Origin of the sequence: Mycobacterium sp. E2479 (assembly GCF_001667925.1) — a bacterium.
In the GTDB taxonomy this organism is placed as follows: Bacteria; Actinomycetota; Actinomycetes; order Mycobacteriales; family Mycobacteriaceae; genus Mycobacterium.
Genome location: NZ_LZJR01000149.1, coordinates 1 through 22,622, shown reverse-complemented (window position 1 = coordinate 22,622; position 22,622 = coordinate 1). Strand labels below are relative to the sequence as shown.

Here is a 22,622-nt window from a genome sequence, read left to right as displayed (position 1 = left end):
CCACCGCCGTGACGTGGACCGGAATGGGTTCGGCGCCGCACTGCCCGCTGCCGCGGCCGGCGATCGGGCCGGGCACCTACAACCTCGTGGTGCAACTGGGCAATCTGCGGTCGATGCCGGTTCCGTTCATCATGAACCAGCCGCCACCGCCGCCGGGTCCGGTGCCCGGCCCGATCGCCGGCCGCGGCAGCGGGCAGTGCGGCGCCGAACCCATTCCGGTCCACGTCACGGCGGTGGTGACCTGCTCTCCCGGCGTAAAGGTTTTGATCAACGTCTCGTTGGACGGGGCGCAGTCCAGGTTCGACCACAGCCGCTTGTTGTCCAGCGAGTAGACGTAGGCGGCCAGCACCGCGGCGCCGACGTCGCGCTTGCAGGCCACCAACCCGATATTGGTGACGACCATGGTGAATTTCGGCTGATCACCGATGAAGTACTGCGGCGCGTTGGTCAGGCCCTTGACCGCCAGCGTTGAGTCGGGGCAGTCGTCGCCCTCTTTAAGAATCGGCGGTGGCTGCACCGCGGCGGTGGGCGTGGGGGTCTCGGGGTTCTGTCCCTGCGCCGGCGGCACCGCCGGAGCGGGGCCCTCGGGTCCCGCCGGTGGGGGCGCCTGCGGCGCAGGCGCTGCCGGCTTGTTCTGAGCGGCAGTGGCCTTATCGGCGTTGGCGGGCTTGGCTCCCGCGTTATGCCCCATGAAAGCGATGACGATGGCGGCCACCATCCCGATCACGACAACCGCGACACCAATGGCCAGGCCTCTGCGCCGCCAATAAATCTCGGTGGGTAGCGGGCCACGCGGTTCCAGATCGAGCACGTTCGCAGCGTAGGCCCAGGTAGCGCGGATTTGTCCGATCCACCCCGGCGTGTCGCCGAGTTAGCTGGTCGGACGCCGTGTAGGGGGCTCGCGGAGCCGTCGAACGGGTTTACTCGCCGATATCACCGAGGTGGTCGACCAGTACCGCCTTCCCGTCGGCCAAGTGGTAGGTGACACCCGCGATTCCCAAGGTCCCCGCCGCCACCCGTTCGGAAATGGCCGACGAACGCGCCATCAGCTGGGCGGCCGTCGCCTTCACGTGTCGCGCCTCGAATTCGTCCACGCGGCTGAGGCCCTCGCGGCGGCCCATCAGGATGGACGGCGCCACCCGCTCAACCACGTCGCGCACGAACCCGCCGGGAATGGCGCCGTCGTCGAGCGCGCTCAGGGCGGCCTGGACCGCCCCGCAGCTGTCGTGGCCGAGGATCACGACCAGCGGCACATCGAGGATGCTCACCGCGTACTCGATGGATCCCAGCACCGCCGAACCGATGGCCTGCCCGGCCGTGCGCACGACGAACGTGTCGCCCAGCCCCAGATCGAAGATGAGCTCGGCCGCCACCCGGCTGTCCGAGCAGCCGAAAATCACCGCGATCGGCTGCTGGCCGGCGGCCAGGCTGGCCCGATGCTCGACGCTCTGGCTGGGGTGGATGGGCTTGCCCGCGACGAATCGCTCGTTACCCTCTTTGAGTGTTTTCCACGCTGTTGCCGGACTGGTAGTGGGCATGGCACACATCATGCCGGAGCCGCGGGCGCCTCGCCCGGAACGCATATCGGCCACAAATCTTCTCGACTGGTACGACCGATCCCGCCGCGACCTCCCGTGGCGAGAGCCCGGCGTGAGCGCCTGGCAGATCCTGGTCAGCGAGTTCATGCTGCAGCAGACACCGGTATCCCGGGTGTTGCCGGTCTGGACGGATTGGGTGCGGCGCTGGCCGACCGCGTCGGCCACGACCGCCGCCAGCGCCGCGGACGTGCTGCGCGCCTGGGGCAAGCTGGGCTATCCGCGGCGGGCCAAGCGGCTACACGAGTGCGCCGTCGTGATCGCGCGCGATTACGGCGATACCGTGCCCGAGGACGTCGACACCCTGCTCACGTTGCCCGGTGTCGGCGGCTACACCGCCCGCGCGATCGCTTGCTTCGCCTATGGCCAGTCGGTGCCGGTGGTGGACACCAACGTGCGCCGGGTGGTGGCGCGCGCGGTGCATGGCCTGGCCGACGCGGGCGCACCATCCGCGACGCGCGACCACGCCGACGTGTCGGCGCTGCTGCCCGGGGACCGAACGGCACCCAGGTTCTCCGTCGCGCTGATGGAGCTGGGCGCGACGGTGTGTACGGCGCGCGCGCCGCGCTGTGGGCTGTGCCCGCTGGACAGCTGCGCGTGGCGGCATGCCGGCTATCCGCCCCCGCAGGGCCCGGCCCGCCGCGTTCAGACTTACGCCGGGACGGACCGTCAGGTCCGCGGACGACTGCTGGATGTGTTGCGCGCCAACGATTCTCCCGTCACCCGAGCCGAGCTGGACGTAGCGTGGCTGACCGACACCGCCCAGCGCGACCGGGCGCTGTATTCGCTGCTGGCCGACGGCCTGGTGACGCAGACGCACGACGGCCGGTTCGCCCTCGCCGGGGAGGGGTAGCCGGTATCAAAGATCGTTGCCGGCGTAGGACTGGTTGAAGCTCTTGTTGGCCAATGGGAAGTCGGGGACGATGGTATCGGCCATCGCGACGGGTAGTGCGGGCCAGTTGAACCATGACGGGTCGACGATCTTCGCGCGGGTGATCCGATTGGCGGGGTCGATTTCCACGCGGTGGACGATGGTGCCGCGCCAGCCTTCGACGATGCCGATGCCGCTGCGGGTTGCACGCGGCATCGGCACGCTCGAGGCGTGTTCGGTTGGACCGCCGTGTGATTCGATCAGATGGCAGGACAGCTCGATCGACGCGGCGAATTCGTCGCGCCGCACGGTATAGCGGGCCAGCACGTCGCCCGCGGCGGACTCGATCTCCGTGACGGGCAGTGCGGTGGTGGGGTGTTCGAGCCGGGCATCCGTGCGCACGCCGCTGGCCCGCGCGACATAGCCCAGGCACCCGAGTGCGTGAGCGTCGTCCTGCTGCAGGACGGCCGTCCCGGCGAACCGGTCGTACACCACGGTGTTCTGCAGGGTCAGTTCGGCGACCTCGGCGACGTCGGCGGCGATACGTCGCAGCGCGGTGACGTCCGGCAGCGCCTGCAGCGCGACCCCGCCCGGGCGCGTCGCGCCCCGCAGCAGGCGATGCCCGGTGACGGCGGCGTTGAGCCGGAGTAGTTGTTCGCGAATGCGTTGGGCGTGCGCGTGGGCGATCCCGAAGCCGACGTCGTTGGCCAGCGCGCCCAGATCGGCGGCGTGGTTGTAGAGCCGTTCGAGTTCGACCAGCAGCGCCCGCAACCGGTGCACCTCGTCGGGGAGTTCCATCCCGAGCGCGTCTTCGATGGCGAGGCAGTGGGCGAGCGCGTGGGCAACGGATGTGTCACCGCTGACGCGTTCGGCCAAATCGACTGCGCCGCCGGGATTCCGGCCCTCGAACAGCTTCTCCAGCCCTCGGTGAACGAACCACAGTCTGGCCTTGAGTCGCAGCACGGTTTCGCCGGCGACGGAGAAGCGGAAATGTCCGGGTTCGATCAACCCCGCGTGCACCGGGCCCACCGGGATTTCGTATACCCCTGGCCCCTCGACGGTGACGAACGGGAAATGACCGTCACCATCGAATCGGGGTATAGGTGGCGCGTCGCCGCGCATGGGGTACCAGTCCTCGGGCCAGTGGGCATGGCGCACCAGTCGGCGCGCTTTGGGATGCCCGGCGCACCGGATCCCGTACAGGTCGGCCATTTCTCGCTCGAACCGGCTGGCCGCGAACGACACATACGACAGCGACCGAATTATCGGATCGCCCTTCGGCACAATGCATTCGAGCTCGACACGCCGATCTGGCCGGCCGGCAAGAAACAGGTAAACGACGCGCAAGGCGTCACCGTCGTCGTGCCCGGCCACCAAACCCAGACGAAAACCGTTGTCCAGCAGGTCCTCCGCCATCTCGGCCAGCCTCTCCTGAGAAAGCCGGTGGCACTGCCATTGCGGCCTCACCGCGGTCCCCGGACTTCGCCGGCCGCGGCGGTGAACAAGTCGGTGAGGGGGCCGGCGGTGACACCGAGGGCGATCGATGCGGCAATGCCGACGAGCAGCGCGGCCGCGACCGTTCGCGGGACGGGGATTTCGGGCGCGGCGGCCGCGCCGCCCAACAGGATGTGGCCCGAGTTGCGGGCCAGCGCCGCGAAGGCGACCGCGACCAACAGCATGCCCGCGCCGAGCGCCCAGGTGAGCCGGGCGTCGGCCAGCGACCGGACCATGGCCAGCTCGCTGGCGAACATCGCGAACGGCGGCAGGCCGAGTAGCACGATCACGCCCACGGCCAGCGACACCCCGATCAGGCGTGAGCGCCGCAGCACCGCGCTGATGTCAGCGAAAGCGGTGGAGTTGTGGGCGGCCTGCAGTTGGCCGCTCGCCAGAAAGAGGATCGTCTTGCCGATGCCGTGGGCGAGGACGTGCAGCAGCAGCGCGGCGATGGCGAGCGTGGTTCCGGCCGCCGCGGCGATCGCGATCAGAGCCATGTTCTCCATCGAGGAATAGGCGAGCATGCGTTTGAGGTCCGGTGTCACCGTCAGCATCAGGGCCGAGACCACCAGCGTCGCAAGCCCGATCACAAGCAGGCCCGATCGCATGAACCTAGGCCCGGCGGCCGCGTCGACGATCGGCTTGAGGCGAATCAGTACCGAGAAGGCCACCGACAGCAGCACGCCGCTCATCAACGCCGAAACCGGTGCGGGAGCCTGGCTGTGGGCGTCGGCCAGCCAGGTGTGGAACGGAAACAACCCGACCTTCGCGCCGTAGCCGATCAGCAACAGCCCGCCCGCCAGCCGGGCGATATCGGGGTTCAGCACGCGGGCATGTGCCGTCAGCACGTCGAGGTTCAGGGCCGCGGCGGCCGGCGCGCCGGCATGCTGGGCGGCGTAGTAGAGCAGCACGGTGCCGAGGAAGGCGATCGCGATGCCGACCGAGCAGATCACGACGTACTTCCAGGTCGCTTCGAGCGCGGTGCGGGTTCTGCGGTGGCCGACCAAGAAGGCGGTGATCACGGTGGTCGCTTCGATCGCGATCCAGGTCACGCCGATGTTGTTGGCGCACACTGCGACAACCATCGCCGCCAGGAAGGCCGCAGTCAGCGCGCCGTATACCCGGGCACCGCGCTGGTCGGTGTGACCGTGCGCGAGTTCGGCGTCCAGATAGCCGATGCTGGCCCAGGTGGCCAGTGTGGCAACTGTTCCGATGACGATCAGTATGGTCACGGTGAGCGCGTCGACTCGCAGCAGCCCGCCGAATGCGAACCGGGTACCCGATCCGACCCGGAATGCGAGTCCCGCGGCGCATGCGAGGACCGTCACCGCCGAGAGCACGATCAACGTCGCGGTCGTCCGGCGCCAGCCGGCAATGAGGACGGCCATCGAGGCGCCAACCGGGATGAGGATCACGGCGAGCAATAAACCGGTCATCAGTCGTGCAGCTCCTGTAGCACGTCCAGGTCGGCGCCGCCGAAGGCACGAGAGAGCCGGCCCGTCAGGACGCCGATCACGATGATCGCGAACAACACGTCCAGCGAGGCGCCGAGTTCGACGATCAGCGGCACTCCTGCGGTGAGCAAAAATGCGGTGGCGCTGATTCCGTTGTCCAGCATGAGAAATCCCGCCGCCTGCGACACCGCATGCCGTCGCGTGACCATCACGAGCAGCGCGATGAGCACCACGGCGGTGGCGGCCGGCACCGCGGTGGTGGTCGCGGCGGGCTGCAGATTCACCAGGGGCCCGGTCGCGGCAAACGCGGCCAGCGTCAACGCCGCGGTGATGAGTAGCGACGTGGCGGTGTTCACCAGTGGGGTGGCTTCCCGGCGCGATTGCGCCTCGGCACCGACCGCGCGCGCCAGTAGCCGCGGCAGCACCGCGACCCGCAAGGCCAGCACGGCCACGCCGACACCGATCAGCGCACCGTCACCGTCGTACACCCCGCGCAGGATGGGGATGGCCGCCAGAGCGACGCCCTGCCATGCCAGCAGGCGGATGATGGCGACCAGGTCGCGGCGCCACACGATCAGCACCGCGGCCAAGAGCAGCCCGCCGGCGGCGAGGTCGACGAGGACCGAAAACGTGCTGTACGTCATGCCGGCACCACGAAGAAGTTGGCGGCGACCACCGCGAGCAACGCCAACAGGAACGATCCGGCCAGCAACTCGGGTACCCGGAATAGCCGCAGCTTGGCTACGAACACCTCGACGGTGGCCAGCAGTCCCGCCAACAACGCGACCTTGGCCACCACCGCCACAACGCCGATGACGATGTCGAGGACGCCGGGCCGGGCCCCCGCAATACCCCAGGGCGCGAACAGATTTGCCAGTAGCGCCAACAGCACGGTCAGTCGCATACCGGCCGCCCACTCCACCAGGGCCAGCCGAGGGCCGGCGTATTCGAGGATCATCGCCTCGTGAACCATCGTCAGTTCGAGATGGGTGGCCGGGTTGTCCACCGGCAGTCGTCCGGTCTCGGCGACGATCACTATCACCAACGCGGCGAACGCCAGCACTGCGGCCAGCGACACCACCTGCCCGGGATGGGCGATCGTATGGGCCACCAGGGCACCGAGATTGGCCGAGCCCGCCGGCATGGACAGGGCGAAGACCGCGAGCAAGATGGTCGGTTCGACCAGTGCGGCAATAGTGATCTCGCGGCTGGCGCCCATGCCCCCGAACGAGGTGCCGGTATCGATGCCGGCCAGGGTCAACGCGACGGTGCCCACGAACAGCAGGCCGACCACGGCGAACAGGTCGGCGCTGGCATCGAGGGGCGATCCGGTGGCGACCAGTGGTGCGATCGCGGCGATCAGCAGCGTGGTTCCGGCGACGATCGCGGGTGCAACCGCGAACACCACCGTCGTCCCATGTGGGGTGATCTGTTGTTTGCCAAGCTGTTTGACGATGTCGCGCCACGGCTGCAAGATGCCGCCGCCGGCCCGGCCTTCCCAACGAGCGCGCACCTGCCGCGTCAGGCCGACCACCAGCGGTGCTCCGACCATCGCGCCGCCGATCTGGACGGCGCCCGCGACGTGGGACAAAACGTTCATCGGGCGACCACCAACACGATCAGCACGCCTAGCGCACCGTAGGCCAGGTACAGGTGCACGCTGCCGCTGTGGGCGCGCCGCATCAAACCCGCAGCGGCGGCGACCGCCCGGATCACCGGCGCGTAGCAGCGTTCCTCGATCGCATCGGCGATTCTGGCGTGATAGGTGATTTTGTCGGCCAGGTAACGCGACTCGGCGGTGTGGGTGACTTCGATGTCGGTGTCGGGACGCAGGACATCGTCGAAGACCCGTTGCAACGGCTCGGCGAAGGACGTGGCGGTGTACTGCATCCGCGCGGTGAGATCGTCTGCGCCACAGGCCCACAGGGGCAACGTTGCGGGTGCCGGACGTCGGCTCCGGCGCCAGCGCGCCAGCGTCGCAGCGGCCAGCGTGGCCACGACAATGCCAGCGGCGATCGAGCCGGGGGCAATCGATCCCCGTAGCCCCGGCAGGCCCACCACGGCCCCGAAATCGGTGAATTGCACTGCCCGGGCGGCCGGAAGCGCGGAGATTGCCGAGCGAAGCACGGGTGCGAGAAACGCGGGTGTCACGGCCAGCATCAGGCAGGCCGCCGCGGCGATCGCCATCGCGGCCAGCATCGTACCGGGCGCCTCTCGAGCAAGGGCGGCCCGCTCGGAACGCGGCCGCGCCAAAAAGCCGATCCCGAACGCCTTGACCATAGCCGCCACACCCAGACCGGTGGTGAGCGCGACTGCGCCCACCGCCAGCGGCGTGGTCAATGCCAACACGACGGAATGCTCTCGCGCCGTGTGGATCAGCGACTGCACGAGCAGCCACTCGCTGACGAACCCGGCGCCCAGCGGCAGCCCGGACGCCCCGAGGGCGGCCACCCCGAACAGGGTTGTCGTCGCCGGCATGCGGCGGGCCAGACCGCCCAGCCGGTCGAGGTCACGCAGCCCGGTCGCGGCGAGGACCGATCCCGCCCCGAGGAATCCGAGGCTCTTGAATGCGGCGTGCGCGACGAGGTGCAGCATAGCTGCGGCGGCCGCGATCGTCGCCGGGCCGTGCGCGCCGGCCGCCGCGAACAGCGTGGTGGCCCCCAATGCCAAGGTGATCAGCCCGAGGTTCTCGGTCGACGAATAGGCAAGTAGCCGTTTGAGATCCGTGGCCACCGAGGCCTGCACCACGCCGTAGAGCGCCGACACCGCGCCGACGGCCATCAGGGCGAGTCCCCACCAACGCGGCCCCGGCCCGAGCACCTGCAGATCGACGCGGCAAATGCCATACACCCCAAGGTTGATCATCGCCGCGCTCATCAGCGCCGATACGGGGCTCGGTGCCTCCGGGTGGGCGCGCGGCAACCACGCGTGCAGCGGTACCAGTCCGGCCTTGGAACCGAATCCCACCAGCGTCGACAAGAACACGACGGTGCGCGCACCTTGCGATATCCGCTGCAGGTCGGCGAACCGATCCGCGCCGCCGGCCGCAGACAACACCATCAGGCCGACCAATATCGCCACGAACCCCAACTGGGTCATGACGGCATACACCAACGCGGCCGAGCGAACCTGCGGTTCGGTGTGGTGGGTCAGCACCAACACCAACGACGCGACCGCCATCAATTCCCACGCCAGCAGGAAGGTGGTGACCGACCCCGCGGCCGGCACCAGCAGCATCGCAGCGACAAACGCCGGCAAGACGGCGAGGGTGAGGGGTCCCAGTTGCTCGCGCCTGGCGTACCCGATCGTGTACAGCCCCACCACCACCGCGACCGCGCCCGTGAGGGTCATGAAGAATCCGCCCAGCGGATCGAGACGCAACTGGACACCCGCCAGCGGAAGCAACCATCCGATGCGGACGGCGCGCACCGAACCGAACATTCCGAGCGCGCCCGCCCACACCCCACCGGCACCCAGCAGCGAGGTCAGCACACCCGCGCAGATAGCCAAGGAGTCATTGCGGGACAACAGGTTTGGTTCAGAGACGACCTTGGTCGCCAGATCCGCGGTCACTTGCCGGTCACCGACCGCAGAGCCGCGACGATCTGGCTCGGAGTCGGCGGGCAGCCCGGGATTTCCACATCCACGGGCACCACTTCGCCGACCGCGCCCACCACACCGTAGGCGTCGGTGAAGACGCCTCGATTGATGGCGCAGTCCCCACAGGCGATCACCCGCCGTGGCCGCGGCGTGGCCTCGATCGTGGTGCGCAACGGGCCGATCATATTGTGTGTCACGACGCCGGTCACCAGCAGCGCGTCCGCGTGCCGCGGCGAGGCCACCAGGCGGGCACCGAACCGCTCGGCGTCATAGACCGGCCCGAACGCGCCCGCGATCTCCACCTCGCAGCCATTGCACGAGCCCGCGTCGACGTGGCGGATCTGGAGCGAGCCACGCACTCCGGCGGGCGGCTTGGCCGTCTGCCCCGGTTCGGGCGGTGCCGGTTCGGCGATCCGACCGACGCGCAAGGCCTTGCTGATCCAACCCACGGGCGCTACTCCGCACCGCCGGCGCGCAGGTCTTCCAGCATCGCCACGCGGTCGCTGAGCACCCGGCTGAGAACCTTGCGTGCCACCATCAGCAGTTCGGCGATGTCCGGGGAGGCGACCGAGTAGATCATCGTGTTGCCGTCCCGCAGCGCGTCAACGACACCGGCTCGGCGCAGGACGCCGAGCTGCTGCGACAGATTCGATGCCTCGAGCCCCACCTCTGGCAACAGTTCGGCGACCGACTTGTCGCCGGCCACGAGCAGCTCCAGGATCCTGATCCGCGCCGGATGGCCCAACGTCTTGAAGAACTCCGCTTTGAGCTTGTACAGCGGTTCCGTCAACACAAATCTCCTGAAGATTACAAGCTTTCTATGTTCTAACAATTGAAGAATTTATCATAAGTTGCTGCAGTGCGGCGCATCGGCGGGGGGGTCCTCAAAGGCTCAGTCGCCTGCAGGCGGCGTCGCCAGAAACGACTCGACGGCCGTGCGGTACAGCTGGGGCGCCTCGTCGTGAATCAGGTGACCGGCTTGCGGGGCCTTCAAATACGTTGCCGCGAACCCGGTTTCGGCCATCGCTCGCATCTGCCCCGGCGGGGTCACCGAATTGCCGGCCTCGATCAGCAGCGCGGGGGAACGCACCGCCCGCCACTGCGCCCAGTAGTCCCGAGTGCCCCATTCGGCGGCGATCTCGATCCACCGCGCGGTGTGACCGTGCAGCCGCCAACCGGTTTCGGTGCGGTCGAAGGCCTCCAGAAAATACCGGCCGGCGACAGGCCCGAATTCGGCGAAAACTTGCTCGGCGGAGTCGAATTCGACCGGCAGGGCGTGCAGCCACGGTTCCCAGGGTCCGGTGGTGCGGCCACGGAAGTCCGGTGCCATGTCCTCGAGCACCAGGGCGGAAACCAGTTCGGGGCGCTCGGCGGCCAAGCACCAGGAGTGCAGGGCGCCCATCGAATGCCCGACCATCCGGACCGGCACGTCCAGCGTGCTCACCACGTCGGCCAGGTCGGCCACGAACCGTTCGGTGCTGATCGGGTACGGATCTTCGACGTCGCGACCCCGATGCCACGGCGCGTCATAGGTGTAGACGGTACCCAGCCGGGTCAGCCAGGGCAGTTGTCGCGGCCAGGTGGTCCCGCGTCCCATCAGGCCATGCACCAGCACCAGCGGCTCGCCGTCGCCTCCGTGGCACGTCAACAGTTGGCTGGGCATAGCACCTATCTTGCGAGCACCGCCCTGGACCCCGGCATCGGGATAGGCGAGGTAGCCTAGCGGCATGTCGCCAGTGGTGAAGATCAACGCAATCGAAGTACCCGCCGACGCCGGCCCGGAGCTGGAGAAGCGGTTCGCGCACCGGGCGCACGCCGTCGACAACCAGCCCGGCTTCCTCGGCTTTCAGCTGCTCCGCCCGATCAAGGGCGAGAACCGCTACTTCGTGGTGACCCAGTGGGAGTCCGAAGAGGCTTTCCAGGCGTGGGCGCAGGGGCCCGCCATCGAAGCGCACTCCGGTGAACGTGCGAAGCCGGTGGCGACCGGGGCCTCGCTGCTGGAATTCGAGGTTGTGATGGACGTTGCCGGCAACAAGCAGGCTGGCTAGCAGGCTATCGGCCAGGCGCCGCGCGTGGGTCCTGAGCGCGGCCGCCGCACTGGTAGTGACATTGGCGCCCGGTTGTGCCCCCAACCCCTCCCCGCAGGCGAACGCGGCGAATCCGGGACGGCAGATCGACACCCGGACCCCGCCCGGGATCCGGGCCCAGCAGACGCTGGACATGCTCAACTCGGACTGGCCCATCGGTCCCGTGGGGGTGCGGACGCTCGCCGCGCCCGACAAGGTCGAGTCGGTGGAAACCACCATGGAGGCGCTGTGGTGGGACCGTCCCTTCACGCTCGACGGCGTCGACCTCGGCGCGAGCGTGGCGACCCTGCACCTGACCTCGTCCTACGGTGCCGGTCAGGACATCCGGATTCACACCGACGACGCCGGTTCGGTGGATCACTTCGATCTCGAGACCCGGGCGCCCACCATCAACTCGTGGCACGACATCGACGCGGTGCTGGGCAAGACGGGTGCGCGCTACTCCTATCAGGTCGCCAAGGTCAGCGACGGGCGTTGCGAGGCCGTGGCGGGCACCAATACACACGAATCTTTGCCGCTGGCATCCATTTTCAAGCTTTACGTTCTGCACGCTTTGGCGGGTGCGATCAAGAACGGAACGGTGTCCTGGGATGACCAGCTGACGGTCACCGACAAGAGCCGGGCGGTCGGCTCGTCGGGGTTGGCTTTGCCTGCCGGAGCGCAGGTTTCGGTTCGCACCGCCGCCGAGAAGATGATCGCGACCAGTGACAACATGGCGACGGACCTGCTCATCGAGAGGATGGGCACGCACGCCGTCGAGGACGCGCTGGCCACGGCCGGCCATCACGACCCGGCCAGCATGACCCCGTTCCCCACCATGTACGAGTTGTTCTCCGTCGGCTGGGGCAGGCCCGACCTGCGCACCCAATGGGAGCACGGGTCACCGCAGGTTCGGGCACAGCTGCTGGAGCAGGCGAATTCCACGCCGTATGACCCGGATCCGATGCGGGCCCACTCGCCGGCGTCCTCTTACGGCGCGGAGTGGTACGGCAACGCCGAGGACATCTGCCGGGTCCATGCCGCGCTGCAGGCCGACGCGGTCGGCAAGGCCGCGCCAGTGCGCGAAATCCTTTCCGCGGTTGCGGGAATCCAGCTGGACCACAACGTCTGGCCGTATATCGGCGCGAAAGCCGGTGGCCTGCCGGGTGATCTGACGTTCAGCTGGTATGCCGTCGACAAGACACAGCAACCGTGGGTGGTCAGCTATCAGCTGCACTGGCCGCGCGATCACGGGCCGACGGTGACCGGCTGGATGCTGAAGATCGCCAAGCAGACCTTCGCGCTGATCGCCCCGCGCTGAAGCTTACAAGCGCAGCGTCCAACGGCCACCCCGGAAGTGCATGACGACGCGGCCGACCGGCCCGACATCGATCCGCCAAAATGATTCCGGCGTGATGTCGAGCCCCGCCACGATCGCCGCCCGGATCACCGCCGGGTGCGTCACCGCCACCGTGCGTAGTGGGCTGGCCGTCAACGACGCCAGCCACTGCGCAACCCGGAAAATCAGGTCGACGATCGACTCGCCGCCGTGCGGCGCCACGCCCGGTCGCTTCAGCCACGCCTCGACTTCATCGGGCGGCAGCGCCGCAAGCGTCTCGCCGCGCCACCGTCCACAGTCCAGGTCGGCCAAAACTGGCTCGGTTTCGGCCTGCAGGCCAAGCAGTCTCGCGGTTTGCCGGGTGCGCTGCTCGGGTCCGGACAGCTGGCGCTGCCCGTCGCGGGCGACACCGTCCGTCGCCGCAACCTGACGTCGGCCGATCGCGTTCAGCGGTTCGTCGGCCGGAAAGCGTCCCTCCGCCATGGCCTCCGTCATGCCATGCGAGATCAGGGTCAGCCGGACCACACTGGTCACGCCGCGATGTTCGCCGCCTGCCGCGTCCGCACCGAAAGCAGGCGTCCACTGATCGTCGCGAACACCAGACCGATGCCCGCCCACAGCACCAGTTGTGTGGCCAGCGACAGCAACCTGAACTCGTAGAGGACGTCGGCCGGAAAACCCGGATAGATGATCGTCCCCGCGGCGTCGCGCAGCGGTCCGGGTGTCTCGTCCACACTTGGCAGCACCACCGCCACCACCGCGACCGCCACCAGATACGCCCCGGCCGCCAGCAGTCCGGCGTTCCACGCTCCGAACCGGGCGGCGAGGTGCCGCGCCAGCCATACCGCCCCGATCGCCAGCACCACCGACACCAGCACCATCATCAGGTACCAGCCGGTGCGCGCTGCGATCGTGTCGGCCTGTCCGACCGCCGGTGGGTTCGGCGGATATTTCACGAACGGCACCACGTAGACCGCCCCGAATGCGCCGGCCGCCAAGAGCACCGAAAGTCTATGCGGCTCGGCTACTTCCGCCCGCGCATAGATGACGCTGAACAGCACTGCGAACAGTGCGCCCATAGCCAACCCGAAGATCAGCACACCGAATCCCAGTCCGGGCCCCGATTGCACGCTGCGGGTGAACAACTCCGCGCCATGCTCGTGCACGCCGTGCGCATTCTCGGTGTCGGTGCGGCCGTCTTCAAAAGCGATCGCGCGACCAATCACGGGCTCGGCGCACAGGCGGGCGAAAACGAACGCCAGCACCGCTCCGATCGCACCCGCCAGAAGACCGCCGCCGATCAGGCGTTTCTCCACGAGACGCGGTCAGTGGCAGGGGAAGCCGAGCAGGTGCCGTGCGTCGTGCACGAATTCGTGCACGTGCGAATCGCTACCGAACAGCGAAACCGCCCCCTGGTCGACGCCGACGAAGTACAGCGCCAGCAACGCGAGGAAGACGGTCGCCGCCAACCAAAGCGCGGTTCGCGCCGCGGACAGATCAACCGATCGGGTGCGGCTGCCAGTTAGCTGCGGGTGGGACACAATCGACTCCTTCTGGGGATAACGCGTCCCCGCTGGGTATGACGAGCCTCGGGTCTGACTATAAACAGTGGCGCGACCGTTCTGGACTTTCACCAGATTCCGTTACACGTCGATGACAACGGTCAGTGTAAACCCCGCGGTTAGCCGGACAAACGGCGATCAGACCAGGGCCGCTAACGTGCGGCGCAGCGAAAATCGGGCGGTAGCTCCGGAGAACTACCGCCCGATTTCCTTGGCTCGCTACTGCGCCTCGGGCCCCGGGTCCGCGGCGCTGTGTGCCCCGGCCTTCGCCAGGTCGGGCTCGGCCGGCGGCTTGCGGGTACCGGTGAAGGTGAATGTCGCGTCCTCGCCGGCACTTTCGCCGTCCCAGTTGTCCACGTCGACCGTGACGACCTGGCCCGGACCGACCTCTTCGAAGAGGATCTTCTCGGAGAGCTGGTCCTCGATCTCGCGCTGGATCGTCCGGCGCAGCGGGCGGGCACCCAGCACCGGGTCGAAACCACGCTTTGCCAACAACGCCTTGGCCTTGTCGGTCAGCTCCATCGACATGTCCTTGGTCTTGAGCTGCTTGCCGACGCGCTCGATCATCAGGTCGACCATCCGGATGATCTCGTCGCGGGTCAGCTGGTGGAAGACGATGATGTCGTCGATGCGGTTGAGGAACTCCGGGCGGAAGTGCTTCTTCAGCTCGTCGTTGACCTTCTGCTTCATCCGCTCGTAGTTGTTGTCACCGCCGCCCTGGGTGAAGCCCAGCCCGACCGGCTTCGAGATGTCGGAGGTGCCGAGGTTCGAGGTGAAAATCAGCACGGTGTTCTTGAAGTCCACCGTGCGGCCCTGACCGTCAGTGAGCCGGCCGTCCTCGAGGACCTGCAACAGGCTGTTGTAGATCTCCTGGTGGGCCTTCTCGATCTCGTCGAACAGCACCACCGAGAACGGCTTGCGCCGCACCTTCTCGGTGAGCTGGCCGCCCTCCTCGTACCCGACGTATCCCGGGGGCGCTCCGAACAGCCGCGACGCGGTGAACCGGTCGTGGAACTCGCCCATGTCGATCTGAATGAGCGCGTCGTCGTCGCCGAACAGGAAGTTGGCCAGCGCCTTGGACAGCTCGGTCTTACCCACGCCGGACGGGCCGGCGAAGATGAACGAACCCGACGGGCGCTTGGGGTCTTTCAGCCCGGCCCGGGTGCGGCGGATCGCCTTGGAGACGGCCTTGACGGCGTCCTCCTGACCGATGATCCGCTTGTGCAGCTCGTCCTCCATGCGCAGCAGCCGGGTCGTCTCGGCCTCGGTGAGCTTGAACACCGGGATGCCGGTCCAGTTACCCAGCACCTCGGCGATCTCGTTGTCATCCACCTCGGCGACCACGTCGAGATCACCTGAGCGCCATTGCTTTTCACGCTCGGCGCGCTGAGCGACCAGTTGCTTCTCCCGATCCCGGAGGCTGGCTGCCTTCTCGAAGTCCTGGGCGTCGATGGCCGATTCCTTCTCCCGGCGCGCCTCGGCGATCTTCTCGTCGAACTCGCGCAGGTCTGGCGGAGCGGTCATCCGGCGGATTCGCATCCGCGCGCCGGCCTCGTCGATCAGGTCGATCGCCTTGTCGGGCAGGAATCGGTCGTTGATGTAGCGGTCGGCCAGCGTGGCGGCGGCCACCATCGCTCCGTCGGTGATCGACACCCGGTGGTGCGCCTCGTAGCGGTCGCGCAGACCCTTGAGGATCTCGATGGTGTGCTCCACGGTCGGCTCGCCCACCTGTACCGGCTGGAAGCGGCGCTCCAGCGCGGCGTCCTTCTCGATGTACTTGCGGTACTCGTCGAGCGTCGTGGCACCGATGGTCTGCAGCTCGCCGCGGGCCAGCTTGGGCTTGAGGATGCTCGCGGCATCGATCGCGCCCTCGGCGGCGCCGGCACCGACCAGGGTGTGCAGCTCGTCGATGAACAGGATGATGTCGCCGCGGGTGTTGATCTCCTTGAGCACCTTCTTCAGGCGCTCCTCGAAGTCACCGCGGTACCGGCTGCCCGCCACCAGCGAACCCAGGTCCAACGTGTAGAGCTGCTTATCCTTCAGCGTCTCGGGAACCTGGCCGTGCACGATAGCCTGCGCCAGGCCCTCGACGACTGCGGTCTTACCGACACCGGGCTCGCCGATCAGCACCGGGTTGTTCTTGGTGCGCCGGCTCAACACCTGCATCACCCGCTCGATTTCTTTCTCGCGGCCGATGACCGGGTCCAGCTTGCCTTCCATCGCGGCGGCCGTCAGGTTGCGGCCGAACTGGTCGAGCACCAGCGACGTGGACGGGCTGCCGGATTCGCCACCACGGCCACCGGTACCGGCCTCGGCGGCTTCCTTGCCCTGGTAGCCACTCAGCAACTGGATCACCTGCTGGCGCACCCGGGTCAGTTCGGCGCCCAGCTTGACCAGCACCTGCGCGGCAACGCCCTCACCCTCGCGGATCAGTCCCAGCAGAATGTGCTCGGTGCCGATGTAGTTGTGGCCGAGTTGCAGCGCCTCACGCAGGCTCAGCTCGAGGACCTTCTTGGCGCGGGGCGTGAACGGGATGTGCCCCGACGGGGCCTGCTGGCCCTGGCCGATGATTTCCTCGACCTGGCTGCGGACGCCCTCGAGCGAGATGCCCAGCGACTCCAGCGACTTCGCCGCGACGCCTTCACCTTCGTGAATCAAACCCAACAGGATGTGCTCGGTGCCGATGTAGTTGTGGTTGAGCATCCGGGCCTCTTCTTGCGCCAGGACGACGACCCGCCGTGCTCGGTCGGTAAATCTTTCAAACATCGGGTTACCTGCTCTCCCTCACATCGGTACAAACCTGTTGGCGGCCCCACTAACCAAGCCGGTCCCTGTGGCCGGAATCGCGTACCTGTCTCCACTCTAGTGGTCGGCTTGCCAGCGGACCTAACCTTGCCGCGCGTTCTTCGGCTGCGCAGCCGCTCGGCTTTCGGGGCCACTCTCACCCATAGCTGCCTGCGTGTTGCACGCCATAACCCAAGAAACGTTGCGACGCGCTGATTCGTTTCCCCGAGCCGTCCGACGATTGTTTCGCGTCCAGCGAAATGACAAAACCGGCGCCCGGCATCGAGCCCGGGCGCCGGTTTGAGAACTGCTAGGTCGCTGCGTGGAATGCGTCGATCACGTCGGCGGGGATGCGGCCCCGCGTTGACACGTTGTGCCCGTTTCGACGGGCCCATTCCCGGATGGCCGCGCTCTGCTCGCGGTCGATCGCGCCACGGCCGCGTCCCGAGCCGGAGCGCCCGCGCCGACGGCCCCCGACACGGCGACCGGCTTCCACCCACTGCTTCAGATCGCTGCGCAGTTTCGCGGCATTCTTGGACGAAAGATCAATCTCGTAGGTCACTCCGTCAAGCCCGAATTCCACCGTTTCATCGGCTGCGCCGGCACCGTCGAAATCATCGACCAAGGTGACGGTCACTTTTTTTGCCATTGACTTATCCTCGCATTTCGTCCTGAACAGTTACTGAGCAGATCGGATCAAACTTCCCTGGCTCACCAATGTGCCATAGGACTGAAGCATACTCAATCTGTACGGAAGCCGCACATTGCAACTAACAACTACGAGTGGGGCCGAACAATCGGGAACAAAACTGTCTCTCGAATTGACAGGCCGGTCAAAGTCATCAACAACCGGTCGATGCCCATTCCCGTTCCGGTGCATGGGGGCATCGCATACTCGAGCGCGGCGAGAAAATCTTCGTCGAGCACCATGGCCTCGTCGTCGCCCGCGGCCGCCGCCCGCGCCTGCGCGGCGAACCTCTCACGCTGCACGACAGGATCGTTCAATTCGGAATACCCGGTGGCCAGTTCTACTCCGCGCACGTAGAGGTCCCACTTCTCGGTGACGCCCGCGATGCTTCGGTGCTGGCGCGTCAAAGGCGTTGTCTCGACCGGGAAATCCTTCACGAACGTCGGAGCGGTGAGCGCGTTGCCCACGGTGTGCTCCCACAGTTCCTCGACGATTTTTCCGTGTCCGTAGCCCCGGCCGGCGGGGATCTCGACGCCGAGCCGATCGGCGATGGACAGCAACTGTTCGACCGACGTCGCGGGCGTGATCTCGTCACCGAGTGCCTCAGACAATGACGGGTACATTTGGATGGAAGCCCATTCTCCGTCTATGTCGTAGACACTGCCGTCGGGAAGCGGGAGTTGTCGGGTTCCGATCGCCTCATCGGCCACCTCTTGAATAAGCTCACGTGTCACTACTGCCGAATCGTCATAGGTTCCGTACGCCTGGTAGGTCTCCAGCATGGAGAATTCCGGAGAATGAGTGGAATCCGCACCTTCGTTTCGGAACACTCGATTTAGTTCGAAAACCCGGTCGAAACCACCGACGACGCAGCGCTTCAGGAACAGTTCCGGCGCGATCCTCAAGTAGAGATCGATGTCTAGTGCATTCGAATGCGTGATGAACGGCCGCGCGGCCGCGCCACCGGCCAGCGTCTGCAACATTGGAGTTTCGACTTCGAGAAACCCACGGCGTTCCAAAGAGTTGCGTATCGCGCGGACGACCGCGATCCGCTGCCGTGCGACCGTGCGCGCCTGGGGGCGCACGATCAGGTCGACGTAGCGCTGCCGTACCCGCGCCTCTTCGCTCATGTCCTTGTGCGCGACGGGCAGCGGACGCAGCGCCTTGGACGCCATCTGCCACTCGTCGGCCAGCACGGATAGTTCGCCGCGCCGTGAGCTGATCACGTTGCCGCGCACGTAGACGATGTCACCGAGGTCGACGTCCGTCTTCCAGGCGTCCAGGGACTGCTGGCCGACCCTGTCGAAGCTGATCATCACCTGCAGGCTGGTGCCGTCGCCCTCTTGTAGCGTGGCGAAGCAGAGTTTGCCGGAGTTGCGGGCGAAGATCACCCGCCCGGCGACGCCGACGACGTCATCGGTCGCCGTGTCGACCGGCAGGTCGGGGTATGCGGCACGGACCTGAGCCAACGTGCGGGTGCGTTCGACGGCGACCGGGTAGGGGTCGTGCCCCTCGGCGAGCAACCGAGCGCGCTTGTCGCGCCGAATTCGGTATTGCTCGGGAATGTCTAGGTCGTCGGCACTCACGACGTGCCAGCTTAAAGGACTGCGCTTTGAGCTTGTGCCGACGGCTTTGCGTATGCGCTGCGGTGCGGAGCCGGTGGGTCAGCGTGCCGTCTTCAGCCGGCCGCGCTGGGCGTCGCGGTTGCGCTCGAATATCAGCCGCAGGCCGTGCAGAGTCAGGTGCTGGTCGTATTGGCTGACGGTCTGCAACTCGGGCAGCAGCAGCGGCGCGGTGTGGCCGGTGGCGATGATCGCGACGTCGTCGCCGGCAAATCCGTCCACGTCCTCGCGGATGCGGCCGACCAGGCCGTCGACCAGCCCGGCGAAACCGAATACGGCCCCCGCCTGCATGCACTCGACGGTGTTCTTGCCGACCACCGAACGGGGACGGGTCAATTCCACCCGGCGCAGGGCGGCCGAGCGGGCCGCGGCGGCGTCGGAGGACACCTGCAGTCCGGGCGCGATGGCGCCACCGAGGAATTCACCTTTTGCCGACACGACGTCCACACAGATCGAAGAACCGAAGTCGATGACGATGCCGGGCCCGTTGAACCGGTGGAAAGCGGCCAGGCAGTTGACGATTCGGTCGGCGCCGACTTCCTTGGGGTTGTCGACGAGCAGCGGGATGCCGGTGCGCACCCCGGGTTCGATGAGAACGTGCGGCACCGATGGCCAGTACTGGTCGAGCATGAGCCGCACCTCGTGCAGCACCGAGGGGACGGTCGACAGCGCCGCCGCGCCGGTGAGCCGATCTGAATCGTCGCCGATGAGCCCGTCGATGGTCAGCGCGAGTTCATCGGCAGTGATTTCCGCCTCGGTGCGAATCCGCCATTGCTGCACGACGTTTGCGTGCTCTTTGGAGCCCGATATCAGCCCGACGACGGTGTGGGTGTTACGGACGTCGATCGCCAGCAGCACGGCTACCGCGCAACGATCCGGGGATTGAGCAGTTCGGCAGCATCGTCGGGCACGAACGCCGGATCGCTGCCCAGGTCGATCTGCTTGTTGTCGGCGTCGACGAAGACGATCCGCGGCTGATACGTCCGCGCCTCCGCATCTTCCATGGTCCCGTAGGCGATCAGGATCACCAGGTCGCCCGGGTGGACGAGATGAGCCGCCGCACCGTTGATTCCGATCACGCCGCTGCCGCGTTCGCCGGTGATCGCGTAGGTGACCAGCCGGGCGCCGTTGTCGATGTCGACGATCGTGACCTGTTCGCCCTCGAGCAGGTCGGCCGCCTCCATCAGGTCCGCGTCGATGGTCACCGAGCCGACGTAGTGCAGGTCGGCCTGCGTGACGGTGGCCCGATGGATCTTCGACTTGAGCATCGTTCTGTGCATCAATTCCTCCAAGGTGATTGGGCGTATTCGGGGTGTCCGTCCGGCCCAGCGGTGCCGGCGGGTGTTTCGATCTGCATCTCGATGTTGTCCAGCAGCCTGGTGGTGCCCAGCCGGGCCGCAACCAGCAGCCGGGCCGAACCGTGGGCGGGAGCCGGGCCCAGCACGGCGTCGCGCAGCTCGAGGTAGTCGACGGTGAGGTCGGGCACGGCGTCGAGCACCGCGCGCGCCGCGGTCAGCGCGGCCGCACCGCCCTGGTGCCCGGCGTGCGCACCCGCCGTCAAGGCGGCCGAGAGCGTCACGGCCAGTTCGCGTTGCGCGGGGTTCAGGTAGCGGTTGCGCGACGACATCGCCAGGCCGTCGGATTCCCGGACGGTCGGCACGCCGACGACCTGAACGTCGATGTTGAGGTCGACGACCATCTGACGGACCATCACCAGCTGCTGGTAGTCCTTCTCCCCGAAGAAGATCCGGTCCGGACGCACGATCTGCAGCAGCTTGCACACGACGGTGAGCATGCCGGCGAAATGGGTCGGCCGGACGGCACCCTCGAGCTCGGCGGCCAGGGCACCCGGCTGAACGATGGTGCGCAGACCCTCCGGGTACATCGCGGTGACCGTTGGGGTGAAAACAATTTCGACGCCCTCGGCGCGCAGGAGTGCGACGTCGTCGTCCAGGGTTCGCGGATAGGCGTCGAGGTCCTCGCCGGCGCCGAATTGCAGGGGGTTGACGAAGATCGACACCACCACCACCGCGCCGGGCACCCGCCTGGCGGCGCGCACCAACGCCAGGTGCCCGTCGTGCAGTGCACCCATGGTGGGCACCAACATCACTCGGCGCCCGGTGTGGCGCAACGCGCGGCTGACATCGGCAACGTCGCGCGGGGCGGCGTAGACGTTGAGTTCGCCCGCCGTGAAGGCAGGGGGTTTGCCGGGTCTCATGGGGCCAGCACCTCCACGACGTCTTCGGGGGCATGCGCGCGCTGTGCGGTCCGTAGGGCATTCACCCGGTACGCCTGCGCCAACTCCGGCGTGACCTCACGCAGCGCGGCCAGATGCCCGGCGACCGCGGCAGCATCACCACGCGCGACCGGACCGGTGAGCGCTGCCTGCCCGCGCTGCAAGGTGTTCTCCAGCGCCGCCCTGGCCAGCGGTCCGATGATGCGCTCGGCGATGCCGCCCGGCTGGTCGTCGACGGTCTGTTGGCCGAGCAGTTCGCTGCCGCGCAGTGCGGCGCGCAGCGCGTCGAGCGCGTCGGCGAGCACGGTCACGATGTGGTTGCCGGCGTGGGCCAGGGCGGCGTGGTACAGGACGCGGGCGTCCTCGGCCACGCAGAATGGTTCGCCGCCCATCTCCAGGACCAGCGATTGTCCGATCGCGTATCCGATTTCGTCGGCCGCGGTGACGCCGAAGCAGGAATCCGCCAGCCGGCTGATGTCTTCGTCGGAGCCGGTGAACGTCATGGCCGGGTGAACTGCCAGCGGGATGCAGCCGTCCTGGGCCAGCGGCTCGAGAATGGCGATCCCGTTGGCGCCGGACGTGTGGACCACGATGGTTCCGGGCCGCACCGCCGACGTCACGGCCAATCCGGATACCAGGCCGGCGAGTTCGCTGTCCGGGACCGCAAGCAGCAACAGCTCGGCGCCGGCGGCCACGTCCGGCGGCGTTGCCACCGGCGTGTCGGGCAACCGGCGTTGTGCGCGCTGCCGCGACGCACGGGAGATGGCGCTGCACGCCACCACGACATGGTCCGCGCGCTCCAGCGCGACCCCGAGAGCGGTGCCGACGCGGCCGGCCGAGATGATTCCCACCTTCAGCCGAGCCGGGCGCAAACCGTCGAACTGCACCATCGCAGACGACCTCACAGATATCTTGTTCGTTCCGGTCCCACCTGGTGGGTACCGTTCGGTCACTACGACTGTAGTCGATTACCAGGCGTTACCCAATGTGAGGAAGCTCCCAGCTCAGCCTTCGCGGCGACGTCGACGGCCGCCTTGGGAGGGCTGCACCTGCAGGCGGGCCAGCAGATCGGCCACCGACTGGCCGCCCGTGGAGGTGCCTTCTCCCGCGCGGGAGGGGTCCTCTTGCTGCGGGTCACCACCGTGCCGCGGCGCTTGCTCCGCTGGCGGCGGCGGCGCCAGGCGAGGTGGTGGGGGCGCGGATGGGTCCTGGTGTATCGGGGGAGCCGGGGGGGGGGGGCGCCAAGCTAGTTCGGCGCCGGGATTGCCGGGAACAGGCTGGCGGTTGACCGGCGCGCGGCCGACGACAACC

Annotated in this window: 22 protein-coding genes and 2 pseudogenes; 3 read left to right on the top strand and 21 right to left on the bottom strand. The window is 67.5% G+C overall.

Features of this window, described 5'->3' with window-relative positions; all coding sequences use genetic code 11:
* Positions 1 to 160 precede the first annotated feature (160 nt).
* Together A5686_RS21930 and A5686_RS21925 are read right to left on the bottom strand one after the other, a co-directional pair.
* Positions 161 to 811 (bottom strand): annotated as a pseudogene (locus A5686_RS21930) (hypothetical protein); the annotation flags it as partial.
* A gap of 109 nt (positions 812 to 920) precedes the next feature.
* Complete coding sequence (locus A5686_RS21925; RefSeq protein WP_067938594.1) at positions 921 to 1,538, bottom strand: carbonic anhydrase; 618 nt, start codon at positions 1,536 to 1,538, stop codon at positions 921 to 923.
* Here A5686_RS21925 and A5686_RS21920 point away from each other — a divergent pair.
* Positions 1,537 to 2,448 (top strand): A/G-specific adenine glycosylase, encoded by a 912-nt coding sequence (locus tag A5686_RS21920; RefSeq protein ID WP_067938584.1) that lies wholly within the window; start codon positions 1,537 to 1,539, stop codon positions 2,446 to 2,448. The two genes, A5686_RS21925 and A5686_RS21920, sit on opposite strands and share 2 nt — an antisense overlap.
* Before the next feature lie 6 nt (positions 2,449 to 2,454).
* On the opposite strand, the gene A5686_RS21915 is transcribed toward A5686_RS21920, so the two are convergent.
* The 8 genes from A5686_RS21915 to A5686_RS21880 all read right to left on the bottom strand — a co-directional run bounded on the left by A5686_RS21915 (position 2,455) and on the right by A5686_RS21880 (position 10,677).
* Positions 2,455 to 3,933, bottom strand: a complete 1,479-nt coding sequence (locus A5686_RS21915; RefSeq protein ID WP_082947747.1) for an NADH-quinone oxidoreductase subunit C — start codon at positions 3,931 to 3,933, stop codon at positions 2,455 to 2,457.
* A complete protein-coding gene (locus tag A5686_RS21910; RefSeq protein ID WP_067938580.1) occupies positions 3,930 to 5,396 on the bottom strand; it encodes a proton-conducting transporter membrane subunit in 1,467 nt (488 codons plus the stop codon). Before A5686_RS21910 ends, A5686_RS21915 begins: the two co-directional genes overlap by 4 nt.
* Entirely contained in the window at positions 5,396 to 6,058 is a 663-nt protein-coding gene (locus A5686_RS21905) for a hypothetical protein (RefSeq protein ID WP_067938578.1), read from the bottom strand. Before A5686_RS21905 ends, A5686_RS21910 begins: the two co-directional genes overlap by 1 nt.
* Positions 6,055 to 7,005 carry a respiratory chain complex I subunit 1 family protein gene (locus A5686_RS21900; protein WP_067938592.1) on the bottom strand — a complete coding sequence of 317 codons (951 nt, stop codon included), beginning with the start codon at positions 7,003 to 7,005 and terminating at the stop codon, positions 6,055 to 6,057. Before A5686_RS21900 ends, A5686_RS21905 begins: the two co-directional genes overlap by 4 nt.
* 5 nt (positions 7,006 to 7,010) lie before the next feature.
* Positions 7,011 to 8,924, bottom strand: coding sequence for a proton-conducting transporter membrane subunit (locus A5686_RS21895; protein ID WP_231986452.1), 1,914 nt, complete (start codon positions 8,922 to 8,924; stop codon positions 7,011 to 7,013).
* A gap of 59 nt (positions 8,925 to 8,983) precedes the next feature.
* Positions 8,984 to 9,463 (bottom strand): NADH-quinone oxidoreductase subunit B family protein, encoded by a 480-nt coding sequence (locus tag A5686_RS21890; RefSeq protein WP_067938576.1) that lies wholly within the window; start codon positions 9,461 to 9,463, stop codon positions 8,984 to 8,986.
* Between the two features lie 5 nt (positions 9,464 to 9,468).
* Positions 9,469 to 9,807: a lsr2/espR transcriptional regulator gene (locus A5686_RS21885; RefSeq protein ID WP_156750190.1), complete on the bottom strand. Its 339-nt coding sequence runs from the start codon at positions 9,805 to 9,807 to the stop codon at positions 9,469 to 9,471.
* Positions 9,808 to 9,906: 99 nt separating this feature from the next.
* Positions 9,907 to 10,677 carry an alpha/beta fold hydrolase gene (locus A5686_RS21880; protein WP_067938586.1) on the bottom strand — a complete coding sequence of 257 codons (771 nt, stop codon included), beginning with the start codon at positions 10,675 to 10,677 and terminating at the stop codon, positions 9,907 to 9,909.
* Between the two features lie 64 nt (positions 10,678 to 10,741).
* Between A5686_RS21880 and mhuD the strand changes: the two genes are divergently transcribed.
* Entirely contained in the window at positions 10,742 to 11,062 is a 321-nt protein-coding gene (mhuD, locus tag A5686_RS21875; protein ID WP_007772332.1) for a mycobilin-forming heme oxygenase MhuD, read from the top strand.
* A complete protein-coding gene (locus A5686_RS21870) occupies positions 11,037 to 12,401 on the top strand; it encodes a serine hydrolase (protein WP_067938573.1) in 1,365 nt (454 codons plus the stop codon). Before mhuD ends, A5686_RS21870 begins: the two co-directional genes overlap by 26 nt.
* 3 nt (positions 12,402 to 12,404) lie before the next feature.
* Here the strand turns inward: A5686_RS21870 and A5686_RS21865 are convergent, their stop codons facing one another.
* The 11 genes and pseudogenes from A5686_RS21865 to A5686_RS28085 form a co-directional block, all read right to left on the bottom strand.
* Entirely contained in the window at positions 12,405 to 12,953 is a 549-nt protein-coding gene (locus tag A5686_RS21865; RefSeq protein WP_067938572.1) for a histidine phosphatase family protein, read from the bottom strand.
* Positions 12,950 to 13,735 (bottom strand): CbtA family protein, encoded by a 786-nt coding sequence (locus A5686_RS21860; protein WP_067938570.1) that lies wholly within the window; start codon positions 13,733 to 13,735, stop codon positions 12,950 to 12,952. Before A5686_RS21860 ends, A5686_RS21865 begins: the two co-directional genes overlap by 4 nt.
* 9 nt (positions 13,736 to 13,744) lie before the next feature.
* Positions 13,745 to 13,960, bottom strand: coding sequence for a CbtB-domain containing protein (locus A5686_RS21855; protein ID WP_067938568.1), 216 nt, complete (start codon positions 13,958 to 13,960; stop codon positions 13,745 to 13,747).
* A gap of 240 nt (positions 13,961 to 14,200) precedes the next feature.
* A complete protein-coding gene (gene clpC1, locus A5686_RS21850; protein WP_067938566.1) occupies positions 14,201 to 16,747 on the bottom strand; it encodes an ATP-dependent protease ATP-binding subunit ClpC in 2,547 nt (848 codons plus the stop codon).
* A 328-nt stretch (positions 16,748 to 17,075) separates the two neighbouring features.
* Positions 17,076 to 17,414, bottom strand: a complete 339-nt coding sequence (lsr2, locus tag A5686_RS21845; RefSeq protein ID WP_066955505.1) for a histone-like nucleoid-structuring protein Lsr2 — start codon at positions 17,412 to 17,414, stop codon at positions 17,076 to 17,078.
* 128 nt (positions 17,415 to 17,542) lie between these two features.
* Complete coding sequence (lysS, locus tag A5686_RS21840) at positions 17,543 to 19,039, bottom strand: lysine--tRNA ligase (RefSeq protein WP_067938564.1); 1,497 nt, start codon at positions 19,037 to 19,039, stop codon at positions 17,543 to 17,545.
* Positions 19,040 to 19,117: 78 nt separating this feature from the next.
* Positions 19,118 to 19,933 (bottom strand): type III pantothenate kinase, encoded by an 816-nt coding sequence (locus A5686_RS21835; protein ID WP_067938562.1) that lies wholly within the window; start codon positions 19,931 to 19,933, stop codon positions 19,118 to 19,120.
* A 2-nt stretch (positions 19,934 to 19,935) separates the two neighbouring features.
* Positions 19,936 to 20,355 carry an aspartate 1-decarboxylase gene (gene panD, locus A5686_RS21830; protein WP_067938560.1) on the bottom strand — a complete coding sequence of 140 codons (420 nt, stop codon included), beginning with the start codon at positions 20,353 to 20,355 and terminating at the stop codon, positions 19,936 to 19,938.
* On the bottom strand, positions 20,355 to 21,293 hold the full coding sequence (panC, locus tag A5686_RS21825; protein WP_067938558.1) for a pantoate--beta-alanine ligase: 939 nt from the start codon (positions 21,291 to 21,293) through the stop codon (positions 20,355 to 20,357). The genes panD and panC overlap by 1 nt, the downstream gene beginning before the upstream one ends.
* Positions 21,290 to 22,201, bottom strand: coding sequence for a Rossmann-like and DUF2520 domain-containing protein (locus A5686_RS21820; RefSeq protein ID WP_067938556.1), 912 nt, complete (start codon positions 22,199 to 22,201; stop codon positions 21,290 to 21,292). The genes panC and A5686_RS21820 overlap by 4 nt, the downstream gene beginning before the upstream one ends.
* A 114-nt stretch (positions 22,202 to 22,315) precedes the next feature.
* Positions 22,316 to 22,622, bottom strand: a pseudogene (locus tag A5686_RS28085) (hypothetical protein); the annotation flags it as partial.

Excerpts from the sequence above, each read along its gene's own strand:
- lsr2 (WP_066955505.1), bottom strand. The coding sequence starts at position 17,414 with ATGGCAAAAAAAGTGACCGTCACCTTGGTCGATGATTTCGACGGTGCC.
- A5686_RS21910 (WP_067938580.1), bottom strand. The coding sequence starts at position 5,396 with ATGACCGGTTTATTGCTCGCCGTGATCCTCATCCCGGTTGGCGCCTCG.
- A5686_RS21925 (WP_067938594.1), bottom strand. The coding sequence starts at position 1,538 with ATGCCCACTACCAGTCCGGCAACAGCGTGGAAAACACTCAAAGAGGGT.
- clpC1 (WP_067938566.1), bottom strand. The coding sequence starts at position 16,747 with ATGTTTGAAAGATTTACCGACCGAGCACGGCGGGTCGTCGTCCTGGCG.
- panD (WP_067938560.1), bottom strand. The coding sequence starts at position 20,355 with ATGCACAGAACGATGCTCAAGTCGAAGATCCATCGGGCCACCGTCACG.
- A5686_RS21905 (WP_067938578.1), bottom strand. The coding sequence starts at position 6,058 with ATGACGTACAGCACGTTTTCGGTCCTCGTCGACCTCGCCGCCGGCGGG.
- A5686_RS21920 (WP_067938584.1), top strand. The coding sequence starts at position 1,537 with ATGGCACACATCATGCCGGAGCCGCGGGCGCCTCGCCCGGAACGCATA.
- A5686_RS21880 (WP_067938586.1), bottom strand. The coding sequence starts at position 10,677 with ATGCCCAGCCAACTGTTGACGTGCCACGGAGGCGACGGCGAGCCGCTG.
- mhuD (WP_007772332.1), top strand. The coding sequence starts at position 10,742 with ATGTCGCCAGTGGTGAAGATCAACGCAATCGAAGTACCCGCCGACGCC.
- panC (WP_067938558.1), bottom strand. The coding sequence starts at position 21,293 with ATGAGACCCGGCAAACCCCCTGCCTTCACGGCGGGCGAACTCAACGTC.
- A5686_RS21820 (WP_067938556.1), bottom strand. The coding sequence starts at position 22,201 with ATGGTGCAGTTCGACGGTTTGCGCCCGGCTCGGCTGAAGGTGGGAATC.